Source organism: Blautia sp. AF34-10 (assembly GCF_003477865.1).
Taxonomy (GTDB): Bacteria; Bacillota; Clostridia; order Lachnospirales; family Lachnospiraceae; genus Fusicatenibacter; species Fusicatenibacter saccharivorans.
In genome coordinates this window covers 111,044-135,101 of record NZ_QUED01000001.1, presented here as the reverse complement: position 1 = coordinate 135,101, position 24,058 = coordinate 111,044, and the positions used below count along the sequence as shown (strand labels likewise).

The following is a 24,058-nucleotide window of genomic DNA, read 5'->3' as shown; positions in this document are numbered from 1 at the left end:
AGCGCGGTTTTTTGCTGTATTTTTCAATCAGAGCCATGTTCTGCAGGAAAAATTCCGCAGGAGATGGTATTTTTTTTCTCAAAACGGTGCGGATGTGTGATCCACATCGTTCAGACCATACGTCGAATGGAAAGGGAGAAAAGAAAATGGATGCATTGAATCAGGCAATTGCGCAGATCAGTGATGTGCTCTGGAACAGCGTACTGCTGTTTCTGCTGGTAGGTACGGGAGTTTATTTCTCTGTTCGGACCCGCTTTGTACAGGTAAGAAAGTTTAAGACCGCGTGGAACCGCGTCTTCGGCGGTTTCTCGTTAAAGGGTAAGAAGGCCGGAAAAGACGGCATGACTTCCTTCCAGGCACTTGCAACAGCGATCGCCGCACAGGTCGGAACCGGAAACATCGCAGGATGTGCGACCGCACTCGTATCCGGCGGCCCGGGAGCCATCTTCTGGATGTGGCTTGCTGCGTTCTTCGGCATGGCAACGATCTACGGCGAGGCGTATCTCGCGCAGATCTCCAAACGCCGCGATGAGAGCGGAGAAGTCATCGGAGGACCGGTTTACTACATTACCCACGCATTCAAGGGAACGTTTGGAAAAGCACTGGCAGGCTTCTTTGCCGTAGCCGTTATTCTGGCACTTGGCTTTATGGGAAATATGGTACAGTCGAACTCCATCAGTGATGCGTTCTACACCGCATTTTCCGTACCGAAATGGGTGATGGGTGTGATTGTAGCCGTTCTCGCCGCATTCATTTTCATCGGAGGTATCTCCCGTATCGCATCCTTCACCGAAAAAGTTGTTCCGGTGATGGCAGCACTGTATCTCGTCGGAGCCCTTGTTGTTATTCTGATCAACATCCAGCATGTGCCGTCAGCGATTGCTCGATCTTTATCTGTGCATTCCGTCCGGACGCCGTATTTGGTGCAGCAGCCGGTATTACCGTGCGGAAAGCCATGCGTTACGGTGTTGCCCGAGGCCTCTTCTCTAATGAAGCCGGTATGGGTTCCACCCCGCATGCCCATGCGATTGCCGATGTCGAGAACCCGGAGGATCAGGGTGAAGTAGCGATGATTGGTGTCTTTATTGATACCTTCGTTGTCCTGACCATGACCGCTCTCGTTATTCTTTCTTCCGGCGTTCTGGAAGAGATGATGAGTACCGGTGTTAAAGGAACCCCGGTCGCACAGGCGGCATTCCGAACCGGCCTCAAAGGCTTCGGACCGGCGTTCGTAGCGATCTGTCTTCTGTTCTTTGCATTCTCGACCATCGTCGGATGGTACTTCTTCGCAAGACAGAACGTACAGTATCTGTTCGGAAAGAAAGCAGTCGTTCCGTTCTCGCTGATCGTCGTTGTGTTCGTTTTCCTCGGCTCTCTGCTGAAAGTGGATCTCGTATGGAACCTGTCAGACCTCTTTAACGGCCTGATGGTAATTCCAAACCTCATGGCGTTGATCGTCCTCGCAGGAACCGTAGCAAAAGCGGCAAAAGGTGAAAAAGTAGAATTCTAATCATATATACAGAACGGGAAAAAGGAGGAAAGTCTGCTGATGCAGACTTTCCTTTTGCAATTATTCAGAGCCACATCTCGATTCCGCTGCGCTGCATCTCGATGTGGCTTCTCGCCATATAAAATTTCAAGAAGAACTGTTCGTTCATGCGAGCATGACTCACAGTTCTTCTTGAAATTTTGCATGGCTCTGAATAATTGCAAAAAGAAAGACCGGCAGGGGAGCTACCGGTCTTTCAAGGGGAGTATAAATAATTAATAAGGGGTTATTAATTGTAAAAAAATTTATGAAGGGTAAATTCTTTTACAAAATTGATTATAATACAGATAACGGGAAAAAGCAACATCGAAATTCAAAAGTTGGAAAAAATTACCACAATTTGGAAAGCAGTGGTCCGAAAGCAGGAAAAACACTGTATTTTTGGGCTTGCATTCCCCACTTTGGAACAGATACCGTGGAAAAACAGGGTTCTGGATGCATAATCTGCGCGGAAAAAGCGATACTAAAGGATGTCGCAGGACAAAAAAACATTCAGGAGGAAGCAAGATTATGACCAGAAACAGCAAAAATGAATACAGCAAAAACGAGTACAGCAAAAACGGATACGAGAAAAGCGAATACAGCAAAAACCAGAAGAACAGCAGAGACTGCAATCATGTGAAAGACCGTGAGATGTCATCCTACGGTCAGCAGAACCGGGAGCAGGACGAGAAGGATGAGTATGAAAAATACTAAGTAAACCTTGGGATTCCGGCAGAAAAAGCCGGCGGAGGGTCCCATACGGACTCTGCCGCCGGTTTCTGCATACATATAAAACAGGAGAGAAAGTCAGATCCGGAGAGGGGGACCAGGATATGGCAGGCATGACACTGCTGGCGGCAGACCAGCTGGACTGGTACGTGGGAAAACCGTGGGCGATGATCATCGATGTGCGGAACCGGCGGGAATACGAAAAAGGGCATGTGAAAGGAGCGGTGAATCTTCCCTATGACCATCTGCTCGAACGGGTCTGTCTGCCGCGGGACAAAATTCTTGTGATCTGCTGTGAGCGGGGTGCCGCGAGCATGGCGGAGGGAAAGCGGCTGGCGGAGAACGGATACGAGGTCAAAACGGTCATCGGCGGAATGCATGCATACCGCGGACGATATCTGGTGGCGGGAGAAGAACTGTAAGGGGGCGGCAATCCAACATTTCTTCTTGTCAAGCGGGAAAAGATACGGTAAGATGAAACAGAAAACAATACAAAACCAAACCACAAAACGAAAGAGAGATCACGATATGAAATACATGTTTGCATCTGATATTCACGGTTCTGCCTATTACTGCAGAAAAATGCTGGAAGCCTTCGAGGCAGAGGGCGCAAGCCGCCTGTTTCTGTTAGGCGACCTTCTCTATCACGGCCCGAGAAACGATCTTCCAAAAGAATACGCACCGAAACAGGTCATCGCCATGTTGAATGAGAAAAAACAGTACCTCACCAACGTGCGCGGAAACTGCGACGCAGAAGTAGATCAGATGGTACTGGAGTTCCCGGTGCTGGCAGATTACGGCATCCTGATCGAGGGAGGCCATACCTTCTATATGAGCCATGGCCACATCTACAATGAGCAGAATCTGCCGCCGCTGATGGATGGAGATATCTTCCTGTACGGCCATACCCACGTCCTGCGTGCCGAGAAAAAAGGCGCACACACCTTTCTGAACCCGGGTTCTGTATCTCTGCCGAAAGAGGGCAATATCCCGACCTATGCAATCCTCGAGGACGGCGTATTTACGATCAAAGGCTTTGACGGCACCGTCGTAAAACAGCTCACATTATAAGAGGGGACGGGAGAGTATGGAATTATATGAACTGATCGCCCCGTGCCACTTCGGCCTGGAGGCGGTGATGAAACGTGAAATCCTCGACCTCGGCTACGAAATCGAGCGCGTGGAGGATGGAAAAGTAACGTTTCTTGCAGATGCAGAGGGAATCGCCTACGCCAACCTGTTCCTTCGCACGACCGAGCGTATCCTGCTCAAAGTAGGACAGGTCCACGCCGAAACGTACGATGAACTCTTTGAAGCGACAAAAGCGCTCCCGTGGGAGAAATTTATCCCGAAAAACGGAAAGTTCTGGGTAACGAAGGCAAACTCCATCAAGAGTAAGCTCTTCAGCCCGTCCGATATCCAGTCGATTATGAAAAAAGCGATTGTCGAGCGATTGAAACAGGTCTACCACATGGAGTGGTTCCCGGAGGACGGTGCACAGTACCCGATCCGTGTTTCGATTTTAAAAGACGAGGTTACGATCGGACTCGATACCTCCGGCGTTTCCCTTCATAAGAGAGGCTACCGCAAGCTGACCGCGAAAGCGCCGATCACCGAGACCCTTGCCGCAGCACTTATCATGCTGACTCCGTGGAAGGGTGACCGGATTCTTGTCGATCCGTTCTGCGGAAGCGGTACGTTCCCGATCGAGGCGGCCATGATGGCGGCCGATATTGCACCGGGTCTCAACCGTTCTTTCCTTGCGGAGCAGTGGACGCACCTCGTGCCGAAAAAATGCTGGATGGATGCGGCGGAGGATGCACGCTACCGGATCCGGAACGATATTGAGACAGATATTCAGGGCTTTGATATCGACGGAGATGTCATCAAGAGTGCCAGAGAGAACGCAAAGCTGGCCGGTGTGGATCACCTGATCCATTTCCAGCAGCGTCCGGTTGCCGAGCTGTCGCACCCGAAAAAATACGGTTTTCTGATTACCAACCCGCCGTACGGTGAGCGCCTGGAGGACAAAAAAGATCTTCCGGCCCTGTATCAGACATTAGGAGAGCGGTACCGCGCTCTCGATTCCTGGTCGATGTATCTGATCACGAGCTACGAGGATGCCGAGCGGTATCTCGGCAAAAAGGCGGATAAAAACCGTAAAATTTACAATGGAATGCTGAAAACCTACTTTTACCAGTACGCGGGACCGAAGCCGCCGCGCCGGGAAAAAGAACAGAAATAATACAAATGGAGGAGCAATGCCGAATGATTTTTGGCGTTGCTCCTTTTTGATAACAAAAATTAAAAGAAGAATTTTAGAAAAGTTTAATATTTTCTTGAAATCACTGCACTACTGTGCTAAACTGTCCTCATGCGAAATTTTTTCATCAAGCGGAGGAAACCATGAACGGACAGGAGATCAGAGACAGGCTGCTGCATTCCTACGAGAGGAGCTACGATATCGTAAAGCCGTCCGAAGTAAACGGCCATACATACGATGCCTGTGCAAGCTACCACGAGAGCGGCGCAAAATACGTGCTCTCAAAGAAAGCAGAGCTGTGGAGGATCAGCTGTCATGAGCATGCGTATTTTAAAGCGGTGGAAGAACTGAACGACCAGGACGTCGAAACATTTCTGACGGACCTGACAGAATGGATAGAGCCAAAGGTGGTTCGCGAGGGGAAGGAAGTACCGGATACCGACCACATGTACACGCTGGTCACCGGTATTTTTTTTGCGGACAAACCGGTTGCGGACAGCGTAAAGAAGAAAATCCGAAAATATAAGTATTATAAAAATTACCGGTTTTCTTTGAGAGGCTACTGTCAGGTGCGGCTGCTCGTCTTTGATACGGCAGAACAGAAAGTGTTTGGAAACCGGGCGGCTTGGGAATTGGTAAAGGGATATGCTAAGATGTTCCGGTCTTAGTTATCTATAAATTTATTCTACCAAAAAGAGGGAGGAAAAAACAAATGAATAGTATTCTTGTACTGGTTGTCGGAATCGGCATTCTGATCGCCGGATACGTATTCTACGGAAAATGGCTTGCCGGGCAGTGGGGCGTTGATCCGAAACGGAAAACCCCTGCATTCACCGAGGAGGACGGTGTGGACTACGTTCCTGCCAAAGCTCCTGTCTTAATGGGACATCACTTCTCATCCATCGCAGGCGCAGGCCCGATCAACGGACCGATTCAGGCCGCTGTCTTTGGATGGGTTCCGGTTCTTTTATGGGTACTCATCGGCGGTATCTTCTTTGGAGGCGTTCATGATTACGGCGCACTGTTTGCATCCCTGCGCCACAAAGGACAGTCCATCGGCGAGGTTATCGCAGACACCATGGGAAGTAAAGCGAAAAAACTCTTTATCGTTTTCGCTTACCTGACCCTGATTCTTGTTGTTGCAGCCTTCGGTTCCATCGTTGCCAATACCTTCAAGGCAGCCTATACCGAGAGCGGCGCTGTCGATGTGGCAGCAAGTTCTGCAAATGCAACAACCGCTATGATTTCCATTCTGTTTATCGTACTTGCTGTTGTGTTCGGCTTCATGGTATACAGAAAAAATGTATCTCTTGGCGTTTCCACCATCGCAGGCGTTGTAGCTATCGTTGTCTGCGTTGTTGTTGGATTAAACTTCCATCCGATCTATCTCTCTGAGACAGCATGGATGGTAATCGTTGGTATCTATATCACCGTAGCTTCTGTTGCACCGGTCTGGATTCTGCTTCAGCCGCGTGACTACTTAAGCTCCTTCCTTCTGTACTTCATGATGATCGTAGCCGCTGTCGGTGTCATCGGAAGTGCTCTGATGGGCCATGCATCCCTGGATATCCCGGCATTCACCGGATTCAAAGATACGCTGGCTCCGACCGGAAGTTCTCTTGGATTTATGTTCCCGGCCCTGTTCGTAACCATCGCCTGCGGAGCAATTTCCGGATTCCATTCACTCGTTGGTTCAGGAACTACATCGAAACAGCTTGACAATGAGAAAAATGCCCGCCCGATCGCATACGGCGGTATGCTGATTGAGTGTGCGCTTGCGATTGTATCTCTGTGTGCAGTCGGCTACATCTGGTCCAGATACGCAGACGGAACCACCGTTGTTCCGACCGCTGTATTTGCAACCGGTATCTCCGAGATGGTAGCAACCATTCCGGGACTTGGCGGATCGACTCATGTACTGTACTCTCTGCTGGTTCTGACTGTATCGGTATTCTGCCTGACTTCTCTGGATACCGCAACCCGTCTGGCAAGATACATGTTCCAGGAGTTCTGGCTTGAGCCGGGACAGACTTACAAAGAGGCAACCGGCTACAAAGCCGTTCTGACCAATCCGGTTGTATCAACCGTTATCACCGTAGTACTCGGCATCGGCCTTGGCCTGACCGGTTATTCCAAAATCTGGCCGCTGTTCGGTGCATCCAACCAGCTGCTGGCAGCCATCGGACTTCTTGCTGTTGCCACCTGGCTCGGAAAAGTCGGCAAAAACAACAAAATGTTCCTGTTCCCGATGGTATTCATGCTGATCGTAACCATCACATCCCTTGTACAGACCCTGATCGCAAACTTCAAGGGCCTTGGCGCAGGCGTTGGCATCGGCTGGTGCGTAGCACGTATCGTGCTGGCAGGCCTGCTTGTCATCCTGGCGCTGATCCTGGCTTTCGATGGATTCAAGACTCTGGCAAATCAGAAAAAAGCAAAATAATGTGTGATTACAAAAAAAGGCTCCCGGATAAAACGGGGGTCTTTTTTTGTGACAGGGTTCTTGTGTTTGCGTCACACATACGGTATAATGATCGCAAGTTATTTCAGCGTGAAAGAAGGAAAACGGTTATGAAAAAAATTGTATTTGCAACAGGAAATGCCGGCAAAATGAAAGAAATCCGTGAAATCCTTGCGGATCTGCCGGTGGAAATTTATTCGATGAAAGAAGCCGGCATTTCGGTCGAGATCGATGAGAACGGCAAAACCTTTGAGGAGAATGCAAAAATCAAAGCACAGACCGTTGCCGGATGCACAGACGGCGACATGATCGTGCTGGCGGATGACTCCGGTCTGGAAGTGGATGCCTTAAACGGCGAGCCTGGTGTCTATTCGGCAAGATATATGGGAGAGGATACGTCCTACCGCATCAAAAATCAGAGCCTCGTTGACCGCCTGGAGGGCGTGCCGGTGGAAAAAAGAACGGCACGATTCGTCTGTGTGATTGCAGCCGCCTTCCCGGATGGAACAGTCTGTACCACCAAAGGAACGATCGAGGGAAAAATCGGTTACGAGGAACGCGGGGAGAACGGTTTTGGCTATGACCCGATTTTCTATCTGCCGGATATGAGCCGCACGACCGCAGAACTTTCTCCGGAAGAGAAAAACGCAGTCAGCCACAGAGGAAAAGCACTGGCGGCGATGAAAGAACAGATTGCATCATATTTGAAATAAGAAGAGGGAAGAGAATGAGTATGAAATTTCTGATAGTGAGCGATACCCATGGACGGATGTATAACCTCGAGGAGGCCATGGAACGTGAGGAGTTCGACGGCATGATCCACTGCGGTGACGTGGAAGGGATGGATGACCTGATCAAATCCAAGGTAAACGGCCCGTGCTATATGGTCATGGGAAATAACGACTGGTTTTCAAACCTCCCGGCGGAGATTCAGGTGAACATTGATGATTACCGTGCCTTTATCACACACGGTCATAACTACGGCGTATCGCTCGGCCTGGAGGGAATCTATGCGGAGGCGCTTTCCAGGGGTGTGGATATCGTACTGTTCGGCCATACGCACCGGCCGGTCGCAGAAAAGCGTGGAAATCTCTGGATTGTCAATCCGGGCAGCCTCACGTATCCGCGTCAGATGGGAAGAAAACCAAGCTATGCCATGCTGACGATCAACGAAGAGCATGAGCTTTCGGTGGAAATCAAGTATCTGGATTAAAAAACGGGTCGAAAAAGGGCGGAGAACAGCCCAAAATCGAATGAATTATCGCAACTAACATGACTATTCCAAAGAAAACAGGGTAGTACCGGAGCAGGTTCTGACTAATTCTTAAAAAGTTTGTCAAAAAAATACAATTTAGGTGTTGACAGATGAGAAAAGATATGATAAGATCTCTTTGTTGTCCGGTGAGAACAAAACAACACAAAAAACATTTTGAAAAAAATGAAAAAAAGTGTTGACAAACCGAAAACAATGTAATATAATAAATCTTGCGTCGAGCGCGAAAGGGTTAAACGCAAATCGGGAAACCTTGTTTACGGGGTGTGGCTCAGCTTGGCTAGAGCGCTGGTTTGGGACCAGGAGGTCGCAGGTTCGAATCCTGTCACCCCGATGTCGTGCGGGTGTAGTTCAATGGTAGAACACCAGCCTTCCAAGCTGGATACGTGGGTTCGATTCCCATCACCCGCTTGCTGCTACAATTTTGTAGAAGCTGTGTGCTTGTAGCTCAGTTGGATAGAGCAACGGCCTTCTAAGCCGTGGGTCGGGGGTTCGAATCCCTCCAAGCACGCTTCACTAAAATTAAATAGTGAAAAAGACTGTAAGTCGTAATTATGGTGGGTATAGCGCAGTTGGTTAGCGCGCCAGATTGTGGCTCTGGAGGCCAAGGGTTCGAATCCCTTTATCCACCCTGCCAGCAAGGCGAAACATTGGCTATCGCCAAGCGGTAAGGCACAGCACTTTGACTGCTGCATTCGCTGGTTCGAATCCAGCTAGCCCAGTTGGATGCAAAAGTATACGGAGCATTAGCTCAGTCGGTAGAGCACTTGACTTTTAATCAAGTTGTCCGGGGTTCGAATCCCCGATGCTTCACTAAATAACCCATAGAAAACGCCCATGGAGGTTTTCTATGGGGTTTTTCTTTTCTTGAAAAAATAATATGCGGTTATGACGGAATTGGCAGACGTGCAGGATTTAGGTTCCTGTGCCTTTCGGCGTGTGGGTTCGAGTCCCACTAACCGCAGAAAAATCCACAGCAATAAAATGACAAAAATCAGATTCTAAATAATTGCAGCAAAAATATTCGCGCATCAAATATCTTAAAAACTCCAAACAGAACCGAAAATCAAATAGAGAATAGATAGAGGAAAAATGGTATGACAAGAGAAAAGTATGAGTCATTGCCTTTGAGCACGCTGAAAGCGCTGGCAAAATCCAGAAACATGAAGGGGATTTCCACCCTGCGGAAAGAAGCGCTGATTGAGCGGATGCTGGAAGAAGATCAGAAAGAAAACCAGAAAAACATGGAAGAGCCGACGGTTCTAAAAGAGGAAAAAAAGACGGAAACTGTACAGGATCAGAATCAGGAACCGCAGGAAAAGCGGGAGGACGGTATGGAGCGCCAGAATCGGGAAACCTCGGAAAACGGCACCGCGCGCCCGTACCAGAGACCGCGGTATGTCCGCCGGGAAGAGCGCAGTGAAAACGGAGAGCGCCAGGAGTACCGTCCAAGAGCACCGCGTTTCAATGAGCGTAGATTTCAGGAACCACGGAATTATAATCAGAATAACCGTGAGGAAGAGCAAAGACAGGAGCCGTGTCAGGAAGCAGGGCAGGAAATGAGACAGGAGCCGCTGCATCAGGAAGCAAGACCAGAGACGAGACAGGAACCGCGTCAGGAAACCAGCACGCTCGACAGCGGCCAGGAGGCCTGCGGCATCCTCGAGGTCATGCCGGACGGATTTGGATTTATCCGCTCCGACAACTATATGCCGGGCGACAGCGATGTCTACGTTTCCCCGTCCCAAATCCGCCGTTTCGGACTGAAAACGGGAGATATCATCCGTGGAAACACGAGAGTAAAGTCCGCAACCGAAAAATTCAGCGCCCTTTTATACTTAAAGAGCGTCAACAATCTGCCGCTCGACCAGATCATGCGCCGCGGCAATTTCGAAGATATGACACCGGTCTTCCCGGATGAGCGGCTGCGCCTTGAGCGCCCGGGCGGAAGCATGGCGATGCGGATCGTGGATCTTGTAAGTCCGATCGGAAAAGGCCAGCGAGGCATGATCGTCTCCCCGCCGAAAGCCGGAAAAACGACGCTTTTGAAGGATGCGGCAAAATCCATCCTGCGGAACAACCCGGAGATGTATCTGATCATCCTTCTGATCGACGAGCGGCCGGAGGAGGTCACCGACATCAAAGAAGCGATCCAGGGCTCCAATGTGGAGGTTATTTATTCCACGTTTGATGAGCAGCCGGAGCACCACAAACGCGTGTCCGAGATGGTCATTGAGCGCGCGAAACGTCTTGTGGAGAGTAAAAAAGACGTTACGATCTTCATCGACAGCATCACACGTCTCGCCAGAGCTTACAACCTGACCGTTCCGCCGAGCGGCCGTACCCTTTCCGGCGGTCTCGATCCGGCAGCACTCTACATGCCGAAACGGTTCTTCGGCGCGGCCAGAAACATGCGTGAGGGCGGAAGCCTGACAATTCTTGCAACGGCGCTTGTGGACACCGGAAGCAAGATGGACGATGTCGTTTACGAGGAATTCAAAGGCACCGGAAACATGGAACTCGTGCTCGACCGGAAACTGCAGGAACGCCGCGTATTCCCGGCCATCGACATAGCCAAATCGGGAACAAGAAGAGAAGATCTGCTTCTGACACCGGATGAGCAGGAGGCCGTTTACAATATGCGGAAGGCATTAAACGGCATGAAATCCGAGGAAGCCGTGGAAAATATTCTGAATATGTTTGCCCGCACCAGAAACAACGGCGAACTGATTCAAATTTTAAAAAAACAAAAAATAGTATAAGGCTTGCAATTTTCAAAATTGTGTGATACAATGAGAAAGCTGTGCAAGGTTGATGAGATTTTGTCAGCCTGAAATACGAAATCATCAGAGTAAATCTGAGAAGATAACAATATTAAGAAGAGGTGAATAAAATGAGAGAAGGAATCCATCCAGAATACCATCAGGCAACTGTTACCTGCAACTGCGGAAATACTTTCGTAACAGGTTCTACCAAGAAAGAGATCCACGTTGAGATCTGTTCTAAATGCCATCCGTTCTACACTGGCCAGCAGAAAGCTGCTGCAGCTCGTGGACGTATCGAGAAGTTCAACAAGAAATACGGCATGAAATAAGAATTGAATCAAGCAAGATGAAAAACGGGCTGAGGTTGGAAGATCTCAGTCCGTTCTTGCGTTACGGATGCAGAAAATCCCCTTTGAGGAGGTAAACGTAAATTATGAAATCATCCAATATTGGCGGCCAGGCCGTGATGGAAGGCGTCATGATGATGAACAAGGATCACTATTCCGTCGCAGTACGCCGGCCGGACGGGGAGATTGAGGTTAAAGTAGAGCAGCACAGGCCGCTGACAAAGCACAAGGGGCTTTTAAAAGTTCCGATTCTGCGCGGCGTCTTCAGCTTTGCCGATTCGATGATCGTTGGCATGAGTTCCCTTATGTACTCCGCTTCGTTCTATGAGGACGAGGAGGAGGAAAAGAAAAAGCCGGCGACGAAAGAGGAAGAGGAGCAGCAGAAAGCGAAAAAAGAAAAGACAGACAGGCTGATGATGTACGGAACCGTCACATTTTCCGTTGTCATCGCCGTCGTTCTCTTTCTGATGGTGCCGTACTTCCTGTCCGAACTGCTGCACAAAGCGGGAGCCGGAACGACACTGACCGCGGTGGCAGAGGCCTTTGTGCGTGTGGCACTGTTCCTAGGCTATCTGGCAGCCATTTCCCGTATGGAAGACATTCAGCGCGTGTTCATGTACCACGGCGCCGAGCATAAATGCATCAACTGTGTTGAGCACGGTCTGGAACTGAACGTGGAAAACGTCTTAAAGAGTTCCCGGGAGCACAAGCGCTGCGGAACGAGCTTTCTTATGTACGTCATCGTCATCAGCATCATCTTTTTCATGTTCATCCGGGTCGATTCCCCGGTGCTGAAAATTGTGATCCGCCTGCTTCTCATTCCGGTGATCGCGGGCGTTTCGTATGAAATTATCCGCCTGGCGGGAAAAAGTGACAATAAACTGGTCAACCTGATCAGTAAACCGGGCCTGATGCTGCAGCACCTGACGACGCGCGAGCCGGATGCCGAGATGGCAGAGGTTGCGATCGCCGCTGTGGAGGCTGTGTTTGACTGGAGAGCGTACCTGAACGAAAACTTTGGTTATACGTACCCGGCCAAAACCGAAAAGAAAGAACATGAGGAGCCGTGACCGATGAGTGTGCACGATAGAAAAAACTTGAAATCTGCACTGGAATCCGCTATTCTGTACTTACAAAAGCAGGGGGTGGAGGAAGCCCGGCAGGACGCATGGCTTTTACTGGAGCATGTCTGCGGGATCAGCCACAGCACCTACTTTGTACACAGTGAAGATGAAATGCCAAAAGAACAGCAGGAGCAGTACGAAGCGCTGGTCAGAAAGCGCGGCGAACACATTCCGCTGCAGCAGCTGACCGGAGAGGCGTGGTTCTACGGAATCCCGTTTTTTGTGAATGAGCATGTACTGATTCCGCGGCAGGACACCGAGATTCTTGTGGAGGAAGCGCTCCGCGGCCTTCCAAAAGATGCACGGATTCTCGATCTCTGCACCGGTTCGGGATGCATCCTCATATCGCTTCTTGTGACGAGAGAGGACTGCACGGGAATCGGCGCGGATCTCTCCGAGAAAGCCTTACAGGTTGCGGAAAAGAACGGCGCACAGGCGGGCGGACGGGCATCGTTCGTAAAGAGCAACTTATTTGAAAACATCGAGGGAACCTTCGATGTGATCGCAAGCAATCCGCCGTATATCCGCACGGATGTGATTGAAACGCTGATGCCGGAGGTGCGCGACCATGAGCCGCGGATGGCACTCGACGGCAGTGCGGACGGTCTTGTCTTTTACCGGAAGATTACAGAGCAGGCAGGAAGCTATTTAAAAGAGGGCGGAAAGCTCTGTTTTGAAATTGGATACGATCAGGGAGATGAAGTGCGGGAGCTGATGGAAACCCACGCTTTGCCGATGTACAGGTTCTGAAAGATCTGGCAGGCCTGGACCGCGTGGTGGCCGGTATCTGGCACAAAAAACCCTGACAGAAATGAATTTTAATTTTGACACCATAATGACATCATAAACAGACGAAAACAGTAAAAAGGAGCAGTCATTTTATGTTTGATAAACTTGATGATATCCTCATGCGTCTCGAGGAGGTACTGAATCAGTTAAGCGAGCCGGACGTCGCTGCCGATGCGGCGAAGTTCCAGAAGCTGATGAAGGAGCAGGCAGAACTCCAGCCGATCGCAGACGCATATAAGGACTATAAAACACAGAAACAGACCATCGAAGAGAGCCTGATGCTTCTCGAGGAGGAATCCGACGAAGAGATGCGTGAAATGCTGAAAGAAGAGCTCTCCGATGCGAAAAAACGCGTAGAGGAGCTGGAGCAGGAACTCAAAGTCCTGCTTCTGCCGAAAGACCCGAACGATGACAAGAACGTTATCGTAGAGTTCCGCGCAGGTGCCGGCGGAGACGAGGCGGCACTCTTTACCGCAGAAATCTGCCGTATGTACATCAAATACGCAGAGAGCCGCGGCTGGAAAACCGAGCTGACCAGCGCCGATGAAAACGGAATCGGCGGCTTTAAAGACGCAACACTTCTGATCAACGGAGCAGGCGCGTACTCCCGGATGAAGTACGAGAGCGGCACGCACCGCGTACAGCGTGTGCCGGAAACCGAGTCCGGCGGAAGAATCCATACCTCAACCATGACCGTAGCGATCATGCCGGAGGTGGACGACGTCGAAGTACAGATCGACCCGAAAGATTACAAATTCGATGTATTCCGTGCTTCCGGAAACGGCGGCCAGTGTGTCAATACGACCGACTCAGCAGTCCGTCTGACCCACTTCCCGAGCGGCATCGTCATTTCCTGCCAGGATGAGAAATCACAGTTAAAGAATAAGGACAAGGCACTGAAGATTCTGCGTGCCCGTCTGTACGACTTAGAGCAGCAGAAACAGCACGATGAGATGGCCGAGCTTCGAAAGAGCCAGGTCGGAACGGGAGACCGCTCCGAGAAGATCCGTACGTACAACTTCCCGCAGGGACGTGTGACGGATCACAGAATCAAACTGACCTTATACAAACTGGACGCCATCATGAACGGCGATCTGGATGAAATCATCGACAGTCTGATTGCAGCCGATCAGGCCGCAAAGCTGAGCAGCATGCAGGAAGAAGCATAATAATAAACGCTGCGAATCACGATTGGTCTACAGGATCGATTGCTGATAGAATAAACAAGAGAAAAAAGGGGAAAAGAGAAAGGGAAAACGCTATGAAGAAAACAGCACTTGTGATCATGGCAGCCGGAATCGGCAGCAGATTTGGAAAGGGAATCAAACAGCTTGAGCCAGTAGGACCAAACGGGGAGATCATCATGGATTATTCCATCCACGATGCACTGGAAGCCGGCTTCAACAAAGTAGTCTTCATCATCCGCAAGGATCTGGAGAAAGATTTCAAGGAAGTCATCGGCAACCGCATCAGCAAAATCACAGAGGTGGAATATGCATTCCAGGAGCTCGATGATCTGCCGGCAGGCTTTGCAAAACCGGAAGGCCGTACCAAACCGTGGGGAACCGGCCAGGCCGTTCTTGCCTGCAAAGGTCTTGTAAAAGAGCCGTTTGCTGTTATCAATGCTGATGACTATTACGGAAAAGATCCGTTCGTAAAACTGCACGACTACCTCGTACAGGAGCATGATGTGGATGAAGTTATGCCGATCTCCATGGCAGGATTCGTGCTTGGAAACACCTTAAGTGACAACGGCGGTGTTACAAGAGGTGTCTGCGTCGTTGATGAAAACGGAAACCTGACCGGTGTCAACGAGACGAAAAACATCGTAAAGACCGCAGAGGGCGCAGGCGTTGAAAAAGAAGACGGAACGGTTGATCCGATCGACAAAAACTCCCTTGTTTCCATGAACATGTGGGGACTGCAGCCGGAGTTCATTGATCTTCTGGAGAAAGGCTTTGTTGAATTCCTTTCTGCACAGAAAGAGGGAGATGTAAAAGGCGAGTACCTCCTTCCGATCTACATCGACGAGCTGCTGCACGCAGGAAAAGCAGAAGTAAAAGTTCTTCCGACCGACGCAGAGTGGTTCGGCGTAACGTATCAGGAAGACAAAGCTTCCGTAACAGAAGCATTCCGCAAACTGATTGCGGACGGCGTATACAGCGAGAAGCTGTACGACTAATTACGTATTTTGTTATTTGAGTGAATAACCAGAAAAAGCGTGTTTGAATGATTGCAAAAAATTTCAGACACGCTTTCTGCCCGAAAGGGGAAAGGAGCATACCATGGGTAAATATTTTGGAACAGATGGATTTCGCGGAGAAGCAAACATTGATCTGACGGTTGAGCATGCATATAAAGTGGGAAGATTCCTCGGATGGTATTTCGGAAAAGACCACAAAGCACAGATCGTCATTGGAAAAGACACCAGACGCTCCAGCTACATGTTCGAATATTCGCTGGTAGCAGGACTGACCGCATCGGGAGCAGACGCTTATCTGCTGCACGTAACGACCACCCCGAGCGTTTCCTATGTTGTCCGTACTGAAAACTTTGACTGCGGAATTATGATCTCCGCCAGCCACAACCCGTTCTATGACAACGGAATCAAAGTCATCAACGGCCTGGGACAGAAACTGGAAGCCGACATCGAAGCGCAGATCGAAGCCTACATCGACGACGGAACACCGAAGATCCCGTTCGCAACGAGAGAAGACATCGGACGCACCGTGGATTTTGCAGCCGGAAGGAACCGCTACATTGGACACCTGATCTCGATTCCGACAAAATCCTTTAAAAACATGAGAGTCGGACTCGACTGCTCCAACGGAAGTGCCTCTTCCGTAGCCAAGAGCGTGTTTGATGCCATCGGCGCCAAGACATATGTGATCCACAACGAGCCGGACGGAACAAACATCAACTGCGGCTGTGGTTCCACCCACATCGAAGAGCTTCAGAAATATGTAAGAGAGAAACACCTCGACGTCGGATTTGCCTACGACGGAGACGCAGACCGCTGCATCGCTGTCGATGAGCTGGGAAATGTGGTAGACGGAGACCTGATCATGTATGTCTGCGGTAAATACTTAAAAGAAAAAGGCCAGTTAAACGGAGATACGATTGTGACCACGATCATGTCAAACCTCGGTCTTTACAAAGCGTGTGACCGCGCCGGTATCCGGTATGAGAAGACGGCAGTCGGCGACAAATACGTGTGCGAGAACATGATGGCAAACGGCTATTCTCTCGGCGGAGAGCAGTCCGGCCACATCATTTTCAGCAAGCACGCGACGACCGGTGACGGAATCCTGACCTCCCTGATGGTGATGGAAGTGCTGATAGATAAGAAACTCCCGCTCAGCACCCTGACAGCCGAGGTAGTGATTTACCCGCAGCTCTTAAAGAATGTCCGCGTGGCAAACAAAGCAGCTGCAAAGGCCAACCCGGCAGTACAGAAAGCAGTAGAAGACGTAGCAGAGGCCCTGGGCGATGACGGACGCATCCTCGTAAGAGAGAGCGGCACCGAGCCGGTGATCCGTGTCATGGTGGAAGCACCGGACGACGCAACGTGTGCAAAATACGTAGACCAGGTTGTTTCTGTGATGCATAAAGAAGGACTTGTGACAGAATGAAAAAAAGACTGGTAATCTTTTTTCTGGCGGCGGCAATGGTGCTTGGCGGCTGTGAAAATAAAAATTCAAAGCTTTATAAAAAGGGCATCGAGGCGCTCGAACAGAAGGACTACGTAACGTCGATTGCGATGCTGGAGGGAGCCGTAAAGGCAGGCGACCGACTGGCGGAGAGCTACCGGTCGCTCGGCATCGCTTATCTGAAAAGCCAGGAGTATGACAAGGCAAAAGAGGCTTTCAAGAGCAGTCTTTCGAGCATGAAGCACAAAGACGCGGAGTTTTCGCGCGATGTCATGTATTACGAGGCGGAAACCTGCGTACAGGCCGGAGATCTGGATGGAGCCATTGAGATCTGCACCAATATTCAGGAAGAAAAGGCCGATGCCGATGCGCTGTTCCTTAGGGGACGCGCGTACTTCCTGCAGAAGAATTACGAGCAGGCGAAGGTGGATTTTGATGCGGCAGTGGAGACGAAGGAGAGCTATCAGCTCTGCCTTGACATTTACGAGCTGTATCAGGAGAGCAGCATGAAAGCGGACGGAGACCGTTACCTCGAAGCGGCAGTGAAGATTGAGCCGAAAACGACCGAGGATTATTATAACATCGGCTGTGCATACTACTATCTGGAGGAGCAGGACGAGGCGGTCAAAGCGTTCTCGAAGGCAATGAAGGACGGCAGCAGCGCGGCGATGGAAATGCTCGGCGAGGTTTACCTTTCCAATGGTCAGAACGACGAGGCGAAAGCACTGTTTTCTTCGTATCTTTCGACAGATGGCTTTGCGGCGGCAGCAAACAACGGGCTGGCGCTCTGCGCACTTGCGGAAAACGACACGGACAGTGCACTCTCGTATATCGAGGAAGGACTCAAAACGGCAGAGGATTCCGACCGGGAAAATCTGCTGTTCAACCAGATTGTATCCTATGAAAAACGGGCGGATTTTGATACCGCGAAGTCGCTGATGGCGGATTTTCTGGCAGCATACCCGGAAAACACCGCGGCGCAGCGGGAAAATACGTTTCTCCAGAACCGATAACAGACGGAGGAAGTTGGATTGTTTGATTTAAGAGAAGAACAGGAGCGCGTGATTCTGGTCGGCGTACAGGAAAACGGCGGCGCAAACGCAGAAGAATCGCTCGACGAGCTGGCGGAACTGGCCAGCACCGCCGGTGCGAAGGTGGAGGGCCGCCTGGTGCAGGTGCGGGAGGCCATTCATCCGGGAACGTACATCGGAAAAGGAAAATTAGAGGAATTGAAAATTCTGGTGCGCGCCTGCGATGCGACGGGCATCATCTGCGACGATGAGCTCTCCTCGATCCAGTTAAAAGGGCTGGAGGAAGCACTGGAATGCAAGATCATGGACCGTACGCTTTTGATCCTGGATATCTTTGCGGCGCGCGCCGTGAGCAGCGAGGGTAAAATCCAGGTTGAGCTGGCCCAGTTAAAGTACCGTGCGTCCCGACTTTCCGGCCTTGGCACATCGCTTTCCCGTCTCGGCGGCGGAATCGGTACGAGAGGACCGGGAGAGAAAAAGCTGGAAACCGACCGGCGCCTGATCCGCACGCGTATTACGCAGTTAAAACGTGAGCTTGAGGAAGTACGCCAGCACAGAGAGCTCCTTCGTGAAGGCAGAAAACGTTCCAAAATCCCGGTAGCGGCGCTCGTAGGCTATACGTCAGCGGGAAAGAGCAGTCTTTTAAATGCACTGACAGGATCGGAAATTCTGGCAGATGCAATGCTGTTTTCCACGCTGGATACGACGACGCGGTCACTGACCCTTCCGGATGGACAGGAAATCCTGCTGACCGATACGGTTGGATTTATCAATAAGCTGCCACATCATCTGATCGATGCATTCCGCAGTACGCTGGAGGAAGCACGGTATGCCGACTATATTCTCCACGTTGTGGATACGTCAAATCCGCAGATGGAGCTGCAGATGCAGATCGTGTACGATACGCTGCGGGAACTGAAAGTTGAGGACAAAAAGATCGCCACCCTGCTGAACAAGCAGGATAAGCTTCTTGCCCCGGTGGTTGTAAAAGATTTCCGGGCAGACGCGAGCCTTGCGGTCTCTGCCAAAACAGGACAGGGACTCGAAGACCTCAAAAATTTACTCTCCTCGTGGATGATGGAGGGAAAAATCTATATCGAGCGCCTCTATCCGTACGATAAGGCGGGAACGATTTCACTGATCCGCGGATACGGAATTCTGCTCGAAGAAGAATATCTGCCGGAAGGCATCCGCGTAAAAGCCTATGTACCGAAGGATATCTATCCGAGGGTATAGAGGTATGGCAAGCGGGCTTAAAAACGGCAGTACATCCCTTTAAGCGCCGTACAGCGCCGAAAAATGGAAGGGACAGAATACAAGTAAAAGTACCATATCTAGTGATGTTAGAAAATTTTACACTAGATATGGTACTTTTTACTATTGACGGGAGAAACATGCTCTGCTATCATATGGTTCAGACACTGCAAAGAGTGGAACCTTAAAAAGGCCTTGCAGAAACGGTTGAATTAACAGGAGGGATTCCATGTTTCAGGTAGAAAAGAGAGACGGAACGATTGCAGAGTTCCAGATGAAAAAGATTACCGATGCGATTGGAAAAGCATTCGGCGCAAAAGATATGCAGTTCAGCGATGACATGCTTCAGATGCTGGCACTGCGCGTAACAGCGGACTTTCAGTCCAAGATCAAAGACGGAAAAATTTCAGTGGAGGCAATTCAGGACAGCGTGGAGAACGTGCTGATCCAGTGCGGCTACGCAGAAGTGGCAAAAGCTTACATTCTGTACCGCAAGCAGAGGGAAAAAATCCGCAACATGAAATCGACGATCGTAGACTACAAAGAGATCGTGGACAGCTACGTAAAAGTAGAGGACTGGCGTGTCAAAGAGAACTCGACCGTAACGTATTCTGTCGGCGGTCTGATCTTAAGCAATTCCGGCGCGATCACAGCCAACTACTGGTTATCAGAGATTTATGATGACGAGATCGCCGAGGCACACCGCAACGCGGATATTCACATCCACGACCTGTCGATGCTGACCGGCTACTGTGCAGGATGGTCGTTAAAACAGCTCATCAAAGAAGGACTTGGCGGCATCAACGGAAAGATTACTTCTTCTCCGGCAAGACATCTTTCGGTTCTGTGCAACCAGATGGTCAACTTCCTCGGCATTATGCAGAACGAGTGGGCAGGTGCGCAGGCATTTTCTTCATTTGATACGTATCTGGCGCCGTTCGTCAAAGTGGACAACTTAAGCTACGGCGAAGTGAAGAAGTGCATCGAGGCGTTTATCTACGGCGTCAACACACCGAGCCGCTGGGGAAGCCAGGCACCGTTCTCCAACATCACACTCGACTGGACCGTACCGGATGACCTCGCGGAGCTTCCGGCGATCGTCGGCGGTAAGGAGATGGACTTCAAGTACAAAGACTGTAAAAAAGAGATGGATATGGTCAACAAAGCGTTCATCGAGACGATGATCGAGGGAGATGCCAACGGAAGAGGCTTCCAGTACCCGATCCCGACCTACTCCATCACATCCGATTTTGACTGGTCCGATACGGAGAATAACCGTCTGCTGTTCGAAATGACTGCAAAATACGGTACCCCGTACTTCTCCAACTACATCAACAGCGATATGAAACCAAGCGACGTGCGCTCCATGTGCTGCCGTCTCCGCCTGGATCTGCGTGAGCTTCGAAAGAAAACCGGCGGATTCTTCGGTTCCGGCGAGAGCACCGGATCGGTCGGCGTTGTCACCATCAATATGCCGCGTATCGCATATCAGTCCAAAGATGAGAAAGAGTTCTACCGCCGTCTCGATCATATGATGGATATTGCCGCACGTTCGTTAAAGACGAAACGTGAGGTCATTACCCGTCTCCTGGACGAGGGACTGTATCCATATACGAAACGGTACCTTGGAACGTTTGAGAACCACTTCTCAACCATCGGTCTGATCGGTATGAACGAGGCCGGCTTAAATGCCGCATGGCTCGGAAAGGGTCTGGAGGATCCGAAGACACAGCAGTTTACGAAAGAAGTTCTGAACCATATGAGAGAGCGTCTTTCTGATTACCAGGAGGAGTACGGCGATCTGTACAACCTTGAGGCAACTCCGGCGGAGTCGACCGCATACCGTCTGGCAAAACACGACCGTGCAAAATGGCCGGATATCAAGACCGCAGGCCATGAGGGAGATACCCCGTACTACACCAACAGCTCCCATCTGCCGGTGGACTATACCGAGGATATTTTCTCTGCGCTTGATATTCAGGATGATCTGCAGACGCTGTACACCTCGGGAACTGTATTCCATGCGTTCCTTGGCGAAAAACTGCCGGACTGGAAAGCAGCAGCTTCCCTTGTGCGGAAGATTGCAGAGAACTACAAACTGCCGTACTACACGCTGTCCCCGACGTATTCTGTCTGTGCGAACGACGGCTATCTCGCCGGCGAGCATTTTACATGTCCGATCTGTGGAAAAGAGGCAGAGGTTTACAGCCGTATCACGGGATATTACCGTCCGGTCAAGAACTGGAACGACGGAAAACGCCAGGAGTACAAGAACAGAACTGTATATGATATCATCCACTCCAAATCGCCGGAGCAGAAAATGAAATCGTACGGCGCAGCAGAGAAACTGGCAGAGCAGGCCGCTGGAAAAGAAGAGCCGAAAGCCGCTGCAGCAGATAAAATCGAGGAAGACGGCATGTACCTGTTCACGACAAGCACCTGCCCGAACTGCAAAATGGCAAAAGAAATGCTCGCCGAGGAGCAGTATGAGGTGATCGACGCAGAGCGTCACCCGGATCTTGCCGCACAGTACGGCATCATGCAGGCACCGACTCTTCTCGTTGTGGAGGACGGCCAGGCGCAGAAGATTGTGAATGCTTCCAATATCCAGAAATATGTGGATGAATATCTCTCCTAAATCTGTGCGCATATAGTTGCAGGAAAGAACAAACAGAGTTATAATAGGAAAAAGTGATACCCTCGCCCGGGCATCCCGGGTGGGGGTATTATTATGGCGCTGAGCACAGCAGAAATCGGCCCGGTGGACCGGTTTCACTTACAGAAGGGAGAAAAATTATGGGATACAGCCAGGACACAATCTGTGTACAGGGAGGATGGCAGCCGAAAAACGGTGAGCCGCGTGTACTTCCGATTTACCAGAGCACAACATTCAAATATGCAACCAGCGAGGAAATGGGAAAACTGTTCGATCTGGAGGAAGAGGGATATTTCTATTCCCGTCTGCAGAACCCGACGAACGACGTCGTAGCACAGAAAATCTGCGATCTGGAGGGCGGCGTGGCAGCCATGCTCACATCTTCCGGCCAGGCGGCAACGATGCTTGCTGTTACCAACATCTGTGAGGCAGGCGACCACGTTGTCTGCGCGGCAAAGGTTTATGGAGGAACCTCCAACCTGCTCGCCGTTACCTTAAAACGATTCGGCATCGAGACTACCCTCGTGGACCAGGATGCGCCGGCAGATGAGCTGGAAAAAGCATTCCAGCCGAACACCAAAGCTGTCTTTGCCGAGACGATTTCCAACCCGGCAGGTGTTGTACTTGACATTGACAAGTTTGTTAAACTTGCACATGAGCACGGCGTTCCGATGATCTGCGACAACACCTTTGCAACCCCGATCAACTGCCGTCCGTTCGAGTTCGGTGTAGATATTGTCACCCATTCCACCACAAAATACATGGACGGCCATGCAATGGCGCTCGGCGGAGCGATTGTCGATTCCGGAAACTTCGACTGGGATGCGCATGCAGACAAATTCCCGGGCCTTACTACACCGGACGAATCGTACCACGGCGTGATTTATACGCAGAAATTCGGTAAAAAAGCGTATATCACAAAAGCAACCGCACAGCTGATGCGTGATATGGGAGCGTGCCAGTCCCCGCAGAATGCATTCCTGACGAATGTCGGTCTGGAGACCCTGCACCTGCGCGTGGAGCGTCACTGCAGAAATGCCGAGAAAGTGGCAGAGTTCCTGAAAAACCACCCGAAGGTAGCATGGGTTGAGTACGCAGGCCTTGCAGACAGCAAATACCATGCGCTGGCAGAAAAATACATGCCGAACGGAACCTGCGGCGTTCTCTGCTTCGGACCGAAGGGCGGAAGAGACGGTGCGATGCGTTTTACGAACGGCCTGAAAATGGTAGCAATTGTAACACACGTTGCCGATGCAAGAAGCTGCGTTCTGCACCCGGCAAGCCATACCCACCGCCAGCTGAACGATCAGCAGCTCATCGAAGCCGGTGTTCTGCCGGATCTGATCCGTCTGTCGGTCGGCATTGAGGATGTGAACGATATCATTGCAGACCTTGATCAGGCGCTTGCGAACGTATAAAGATACAAAAAACAGGATGTGAAAAGGAGCGTATTGGTAAAATGGAAGAAATGGCAAAGAAACGCGTAAAAGATTCTGAGACAGAGCAGTCGTATCTTCTGATGCACCGCCATATCAACGGCTATGGCCGTCTGTTCGGCGGCCAGCTGGTCGCGTGGATCGATGAGCTTGCCGGTCTGGTGGGACGCCGCCACTGCGGCCACGAAATCACCACCGCGTGCATCGACAATCTGAACTTCAAGCATCCTGCTTTTCTGAACGACACCGTCGTACTGGTCGGAAGAGTGACGTATGTCGGACGCACCTCAATGGAGGTGCGCGTCGACACGTACGTGGAAGAGCTTGCGACCGGCATTCGGAAAATGATCAACCGTGCCTACGTGGTGATGGTGGCCATCGACGAGAACGGCCGCGCACTTCCCGTCCCGGGCCTGATTCTGGAATCCCCGGAGCAGGAGGCCGAGTGGGAGGGCGGAAAACGCCGCTATGAACTGCGAAAAGAGCGTCACAGAGAGGGGTTCTAAGTTGACGTTCACCCACACATTTGCAGAATCCACCGGGGCGTTTACCGGAGCTGTCTTCGTGCATTCTGAAAATTTCATTTAAAAAAATCCCGCCGTGTCCCTTGACAGGCGGGATTTTCCATGTTAAGGTAAAGGCAGTTATACGACTGACGGAAGTGGAAATGACCACAGGGAGTATAGCGTGAGAAGAGGCCGACCGTCTGGGCAGAAGAATGCTTGGGGGAGTGGGTCTGTTTTTTTATC

Annotated in this window: 21 protein-coding genes, 7 tRNA genes, 1 pseudogene and 1 riboswitch; all 29 genes and pseudogenes read left to right on the top strand. The window is 50.7% G+C overall.

Going from position 1 to position 24,058, the window contains the following annotated elements:
- The first annotated feature begins 146 nt into the window (after nucleotides 1-146).
- The 29 genes and pseudogenes from DWZ60_RS00675 to DWZ60_RS00535 all read left to right on the top strand — a co-directional run bounded on the left by DWZ60_RS00675 (nucleotide 147) and on the right by DWZ60_RS00535 (nucleotide 23,815).
- A pseudogene (locus DWZ60_RS00675) lies at nucleotides 147-1,510 on the top strand (alanine/glycine:cation symporter family protein).
- A gap of 286 nt (nucleotides 1,511-1,796) precedes the next feature.
- On the top strand, nucleotides 1,797-2,063 hold the full coding sequence (locus DWZ60_RS00670) for a hypothetical protein (protein ID WP_118742045.1): 267 nt from the start codon (nucleotides 1,797-1,799) through the stop codon (nucleotides 2,061-2,063).
- Nucleotides 2,060-2,245 carry a hypothetical protein gene (locus tag DWZ60_RS00665; protein ID WP_022462634.1) on the top strand — a complete coding sequence of 62 codons (186 nt, stop codon included), beginning with the start codon at nucleotides 2,060-2,062 and terminating at the stop codon, nucleotides 2,243-2,245. Before DWZ60_RS00670 ends, DWZ60_RS00665 begins: the two co-directional genes overlap by 4 nt.
- 119 nt (nucleotides 2,246-2,364) lie before the next feature.
- On the top strand, nucleotides 2,365-2,682 hold the full coding sequence (locus tag DWZ60_RS00660; protein WP_022462633.1) for a rhodanese-like domain-containing protein: 318 nt from the start codon (nucleotides 2,365-2,367) through the stop codon (nucleotides 2,680-2,682).
- Between the two features lie 106 nt (nucleotides 2,683-2,788).
- A complete protein-coding gene (gene yfcE, locus DWZ60_RS00655; RefSeq protein WP_022462632.1) occupies nucleotides 2,789-3,331 on the top strand; it encodes a phosphodiesterase in 543 nt (180 codons plus the stop codon).
- A 16-nt stretch (nucleotides 3,332-3,347) separates the two neighbouring features.
- Nucleotides 3,348-4,505, top strand: coding sequence for a THUMP domain-containing class I SAM-dependent RNA methyltransferase (locus DWZ60_RS00650; RefSeq protein WP_022462631.1), 1,158 nt, complete (start codon nucleotides 3,348-3,350; stop codon nucleotides 4,503-4,505).
- Between the two features lie 161 nt (nucleotides 4,506-4,666).
- Nucleotides 4,667-5,191, top strand: coding sequence for a hypothetical protein (locus DWZ60_RS00645; protein WP_055219714.1), 525 nt, complete (start codon nucleotides 4,667-4,669; stop codon nucleotides 5,189-5,191).
- Between the two features lie 44 nt (nucleotides 5,192-5,235).
- Nucleotides 5,236-6,966, top strand: a complete 1,731-nt coding sequence (locus DWZ60_RS00640; protein WP_119221116.1) for a carbon starvation CstA family protein — start codon at nucleotides 5,236-5,238, stop codon at nucleotides 6,964-6,966.
- 128 nt (nucleotides 6,967-7,094) lie between these two features.
- A complete protein-coding gene (locus DWZ60_RS00635; RefSeq protein ID WP_117760504.1) occupies nucleotides 7,095-7,697 on the top strand; it encodes an XTP/dITP diphosphatase in 603 nt (200 codons plus the stop codon).
- Nucleotides 7,698-7,717: 20 nt separating this feature from the next.
- Nucleotides 7,718-8,197 (top strand): metallophosphoesterase family protein, encoded by a 480-nt coding sequence (locus DWZ60_RS00630; RefSeq protein WP_055265863.1) that lies wholly within the window; start codon nucleotides 7,718-7,720, stop codon nucleotides 8,195-8,197.
- Between the two features lie 320 nt (nucleotides 8,198-8,517).
- Nucleotides 8,518-8,591, top strand: a tRNA-Pro gene (locus tag DWZ60_RS00625).
- A gap of 6 nt (nucleotides 8,592-8,597) precedes the next feature.
- A tRNA-Gly gene (locus DWZ60_RS00620) sits at nucleotides 8,598-8,668 on the top strand.
- A gap of 26 nt (nucleotides 8,669-8,694) precedes the next feature.
- Nucleotides 8,695-8,768, top strand: a tRNA-Arg gene (locus DWZ60_RS00615).
- A gap of 46 nt (nucleotides 8,769-8,814) precedes the next feature.
- Nucleotides 8,815-8,888 (top strand) — tRNA-His (locus tag DWZ60_RS00610).
- Nucleotides 8,889-8,907: 19 nt separating this feature from the next.
- A tRNA-Gln gene (locus DWZ60_RS00605) sits at nucleotides 8,908-8,979 on the top strand.
- Nucleotides 8,980-8,997: 18 nt separating this feature from the next.
- Nucleotides 8,998-9,070 (top strand) — tRNA-Lys (locus DWZ60_RS00600).
- 69 nt (nucleotides 9,071-9,139) lie between these two features.
- A tRNA-Leu gene (locus DWZ60_RS00595) sits at nucleotides 9,140-9,221 on the top strand.
- A 133-nt stretch (nucleotides 9,222-9,354) separates the two neighbouring features.
- A complete protein-coding gene (gene rho, locus DWZ60_RS00590; RefSeq protein ID WP_119221115.1) occupies nucleotides 9,355-11,019 on the top strand; it encodes a transcription termination factor Rho in 1,665 nt (554 codons plus the stop codon).
- 131 nt (nucleotides 11,020-11,150) lie between these two features.
- Nucleotides 11,151-11,351, top strand: coding sequence for a 50S ribosomal protein L31 (gene rpmE / locus DWZ60_RS00585; RefSeq protein ID WP_022462139.1), 201 nt, complete (start codon nucleotides 11,151-11,153; stop codon nucleotides 11,349-11,351).
- Nucleotides 11,352-11,455: 104 nt separating this feature from the next.
- Nucleotides 11,456-12,439 carry a DUF1385 domain-containing protein gene (locus DWZ60_RS00580; protein WP_117804214.1) on the top strand — a complete coding sequence of 328 codons (984 nt, stop codon included), beginning with the start codon at nucleotides 11,456-11,458 and terminating at the stop codon, nucleotides 12,437-12,439.
- A 3-nt stretch (nucleotides 12,440-12,442) separates the two neighbouring features.
- The gene (gene prmC / locus DWZ60_RS00575; protein WP_330421997.1) at nucleotides 12,443-13,243 is read left to right on the top strand and encodes a peptide chain release factor N(5)-glutamine methyltransferase; all 801 of its coding nucleotides are present in this window, start codon (nucleotides 12,443-12,445) and stop codon (nucleotides 13,241-13,243) included.
- Nucleotides 13,244-13,374: 131 nt separating this feature from the next.
- Complete coding sequence (prfA, locus tag DWZ60_RS00570) at nucleotides 13,375-14,451, top strand: peptide chain release factor 1 (RefSeq protein ID WP_022462136.1); 1,077 nt, start codon at nucleotides 13,375-13,377, stop codon at nucleotides 14,449-14,451.
- A 92-nt stretch (nucleotides 14,452-14,543) separates the two neighbouring features.
- Complete coding sequence (locus DWZ60_RS00565) at nucleotides 14,544-15,464, top strand: nucleotidyltransferase family protein (protein ID WP_055219722.1); 921 nt, start codon at nucleotides 14,544-14,546, stop codon at nucleotides 15,462-15,464.
- Nucleotides 15,465-15,567: 103 nt separating this feature from the next.
- Nucleotides 15,568-16,914 (top strand): phosphoglucosamine mutase, encoded by a 1,347-nt coding sequence (glmM, locus tag DWZ60_RS00560; protein ID WP_022462134.1) that lies wholly within the window; start codon nucleotides 15,568-15,570, stop codon nucleotides 16,912-16,914.
- On the top strand, nucleotides 16,911-17,945 hold the full coding sequence (locus DWZ60_RS00555) for a tetratricopeptide repeat protein (RefSeq protein ID WP_055219726.1): 1,035 nt from the start codon (nucleotides 16,911-16,913) through the stop codon (nucleotides 17,943-17,945). Before glmM ends, DWZ60_RS00555 begins: the two co-directional genes overlap by 4 nt.
- Nucleotides 17,946-17,963: 18 nt before the next feature.
- On the top strand, nucleotides 17,964-19,199 hold the full coding sequence (gene hflX / locus DWZ60_RS00550; protein ID WP_119221114.1) for a GTPase HflX: 1,236 nt from the start codon (nucleotides 17,964-17,966) through the stop codon (nucleotides 19,197-19,199).
- 247 nt (nucleotides 19,200-19,446) lie between these two features.
- On the top strand, nucleotides 19,447-21,855 hold the full coding sequence (locus DWZ60_RS00545) for a ribonucleoside triphosphate reductase (protein ID WP_117813196.1): 2,409 nt from the start codon (nucleotides 19,447-19,449) through the stop codon (nucleotides 21,853-21,855).
- 158 nt (nucleotides 21,856-22,013) lie between these two features.
- Nucleotides 22,014-23,291, top strand: a complete 1,278-nt coding sequence (locus DWZ60_RS00540; protein ID WP_055227011.1) for an O-acetylhomoserine aminocarboxypropyltransferase/cysteine synthase family protein — start codon at nucleotides 22,014-22,016, stop codon at nucleotides 23,289-23,291.
- A 41-nt stretch (nucleotides 23,292-23,332) separates the two neighbouring features.
- Nucleotides 23,333-23,815 (top strand): acyl-CoA thioesterase, encoded by a 483-nt coding sequence (locus DWZ60_RS00535; protein ID WP_022463109.1) that lies wholly within the window; start codon nucleotides 23,333-23,335, stop codon nucleotides 23,813-23,815.
- Between the two features lie 132 nt (nucleotides 23,816-23,947).
- Nucleotides 23,948-24,028, top strand: a riboswitch (ZMP/ZTP riboswitch).
- Nucleotides 24,029-24,058: the final 30 nt, after the last annotated feature.

Bases quoted from the DNA above. Each gene is read 5' to 3' on its own strand.
- DWZ60_RS00650 (WP_022462631.1), top strand. From the start codon at position 3,348: ATGGAATTATATGAACTGATCGCCCCGTGCCACTTCGGCCTGGAGGCG.
- DWZ60_RS00540 (WP_055227011.1), top strand. From the start codon at position 22,014: ATGGGATACAGCCAGGACACAATCTGTGTACAGGGAGGATGGCAGCCG.
- prfA (WP_022462136.1), top strand. From the start codon at position 13,375: ATGTTTGATAAACTTGATGATATCCTCATGCGTCTCGAGGAGGTACTG.
- DWZ60_RS00565 (WP_055219722.1), top strand. From the start codon at position 14,544: ATGAAGAAAACAGCACTTGTGATCATGGCAGCCGGAATCGGCAGCAGA.
- glmM (WP_022462134.1), top strand. From the start codon at position 15,568: ATGGGTAAATATTTTGGAACAGATGGATTTCGCGGAGAAGCAAACATT.
- DWZ60_RS00640 (WP_119221116.1), top strand. From the start codon at position 5,236: ATGAATAGTATTCTTGTACTGGTTGTCGGAATCGGCATTCTGATCGCC.
- rpmE (WP_022462139.1), top strand. From the start codon at position 11,151: ATGAGAGAAGGAATCCATCCAGAATACCATCAGGCAACTGTTACCTGC.
- DWZ60_RS00580 (WP_117804214.1), top strand. From the start codon at position 11,456: ATGAAATCATCCAATATTGGCGGCCAGGCCGTGATGGAAGGCGTCATG.
- DWZ60_RS00555 (WP_055219726.1), top strand. From the start codon at position 16,911: ATGAAAAAAAGACTGGTAATCTTTTTTCTGGCGGCGGCAATGGTGCTT.
- DWZ60_RS00670 (WP_118742045.1), top strand. From the start codon at position 1,797: ATGAAGGGTAAATTCTTTTACAAAATTGATTATAATACAGATAACGGG.
- prmC (WP_330421997.1), top strand. From the start codon at position 12,443: ATGAGTGTGCACGATAGAAAAAACTTGAAATCTGCACTGGAATCCGCT.
- DWZ60_RS00660 (WP_022462633.1), top strand. From the start codon at position 2,365: ATGGCAGGCATGACACTGCTGGCGGCAGACCAGCTGGACTGGTACGTG.
- DWZ60_RS00630 (WP_055265863.1), top strand. From the start codon at position 7,718: ATGAAATTTCTGATAGTGAGCGATACCCATGGACGGATGTATAACCTC.
- yfcE (WP_022462632.1), top strand. From the start codon at position 2,789: ATGAAATACATGTTTGCATCTGATATTCACGGTTCTGCCTATTACTGC.
- DWZ60_RS00635 (WP_117760504.1), top strand. From the start codon at position 7,095: ATGAAAAAAATTGTATTTGCAACAGGAAATGCCGGCAAAATGAAAGAA.
- DWZ60_RS00535 (WP_022463109.1), top strand. From the start codon at position 23,333: ATGGAAGAAATGGCAAAGAAACGCGTAAAAGATTCTGAGACAGAGCAG.
- DWZ60_RS00665 (WP_022462634.1), top strand. From the start codon at position 2,060: ATGACCAGAAACAGCAAAAATGAATACAGCAAAAACGAGTACAGCAAA.
- DWZ60_RS00645 (WP_055219714.1), top strand. From the start codon at position 4,667: ATGAACGGACAGGAGATCAGAGACAGGCTGCTGCATTCCTACGAGAGG.
- rho (WP_119221115.1), top strand. From the start codon at position 9,355: ATGACAAGAGAAAAGTATGAGTCATTGCCTTTGAGCACGCTGAAAGCG.
- DWZ60_RS00545 (WP_117813196.1), top strand. From the start codon at position 19,447: ATGTTTCAGGTAGAAAAGAGAGACGGAACGATTGCAGAGTTCCAGATG.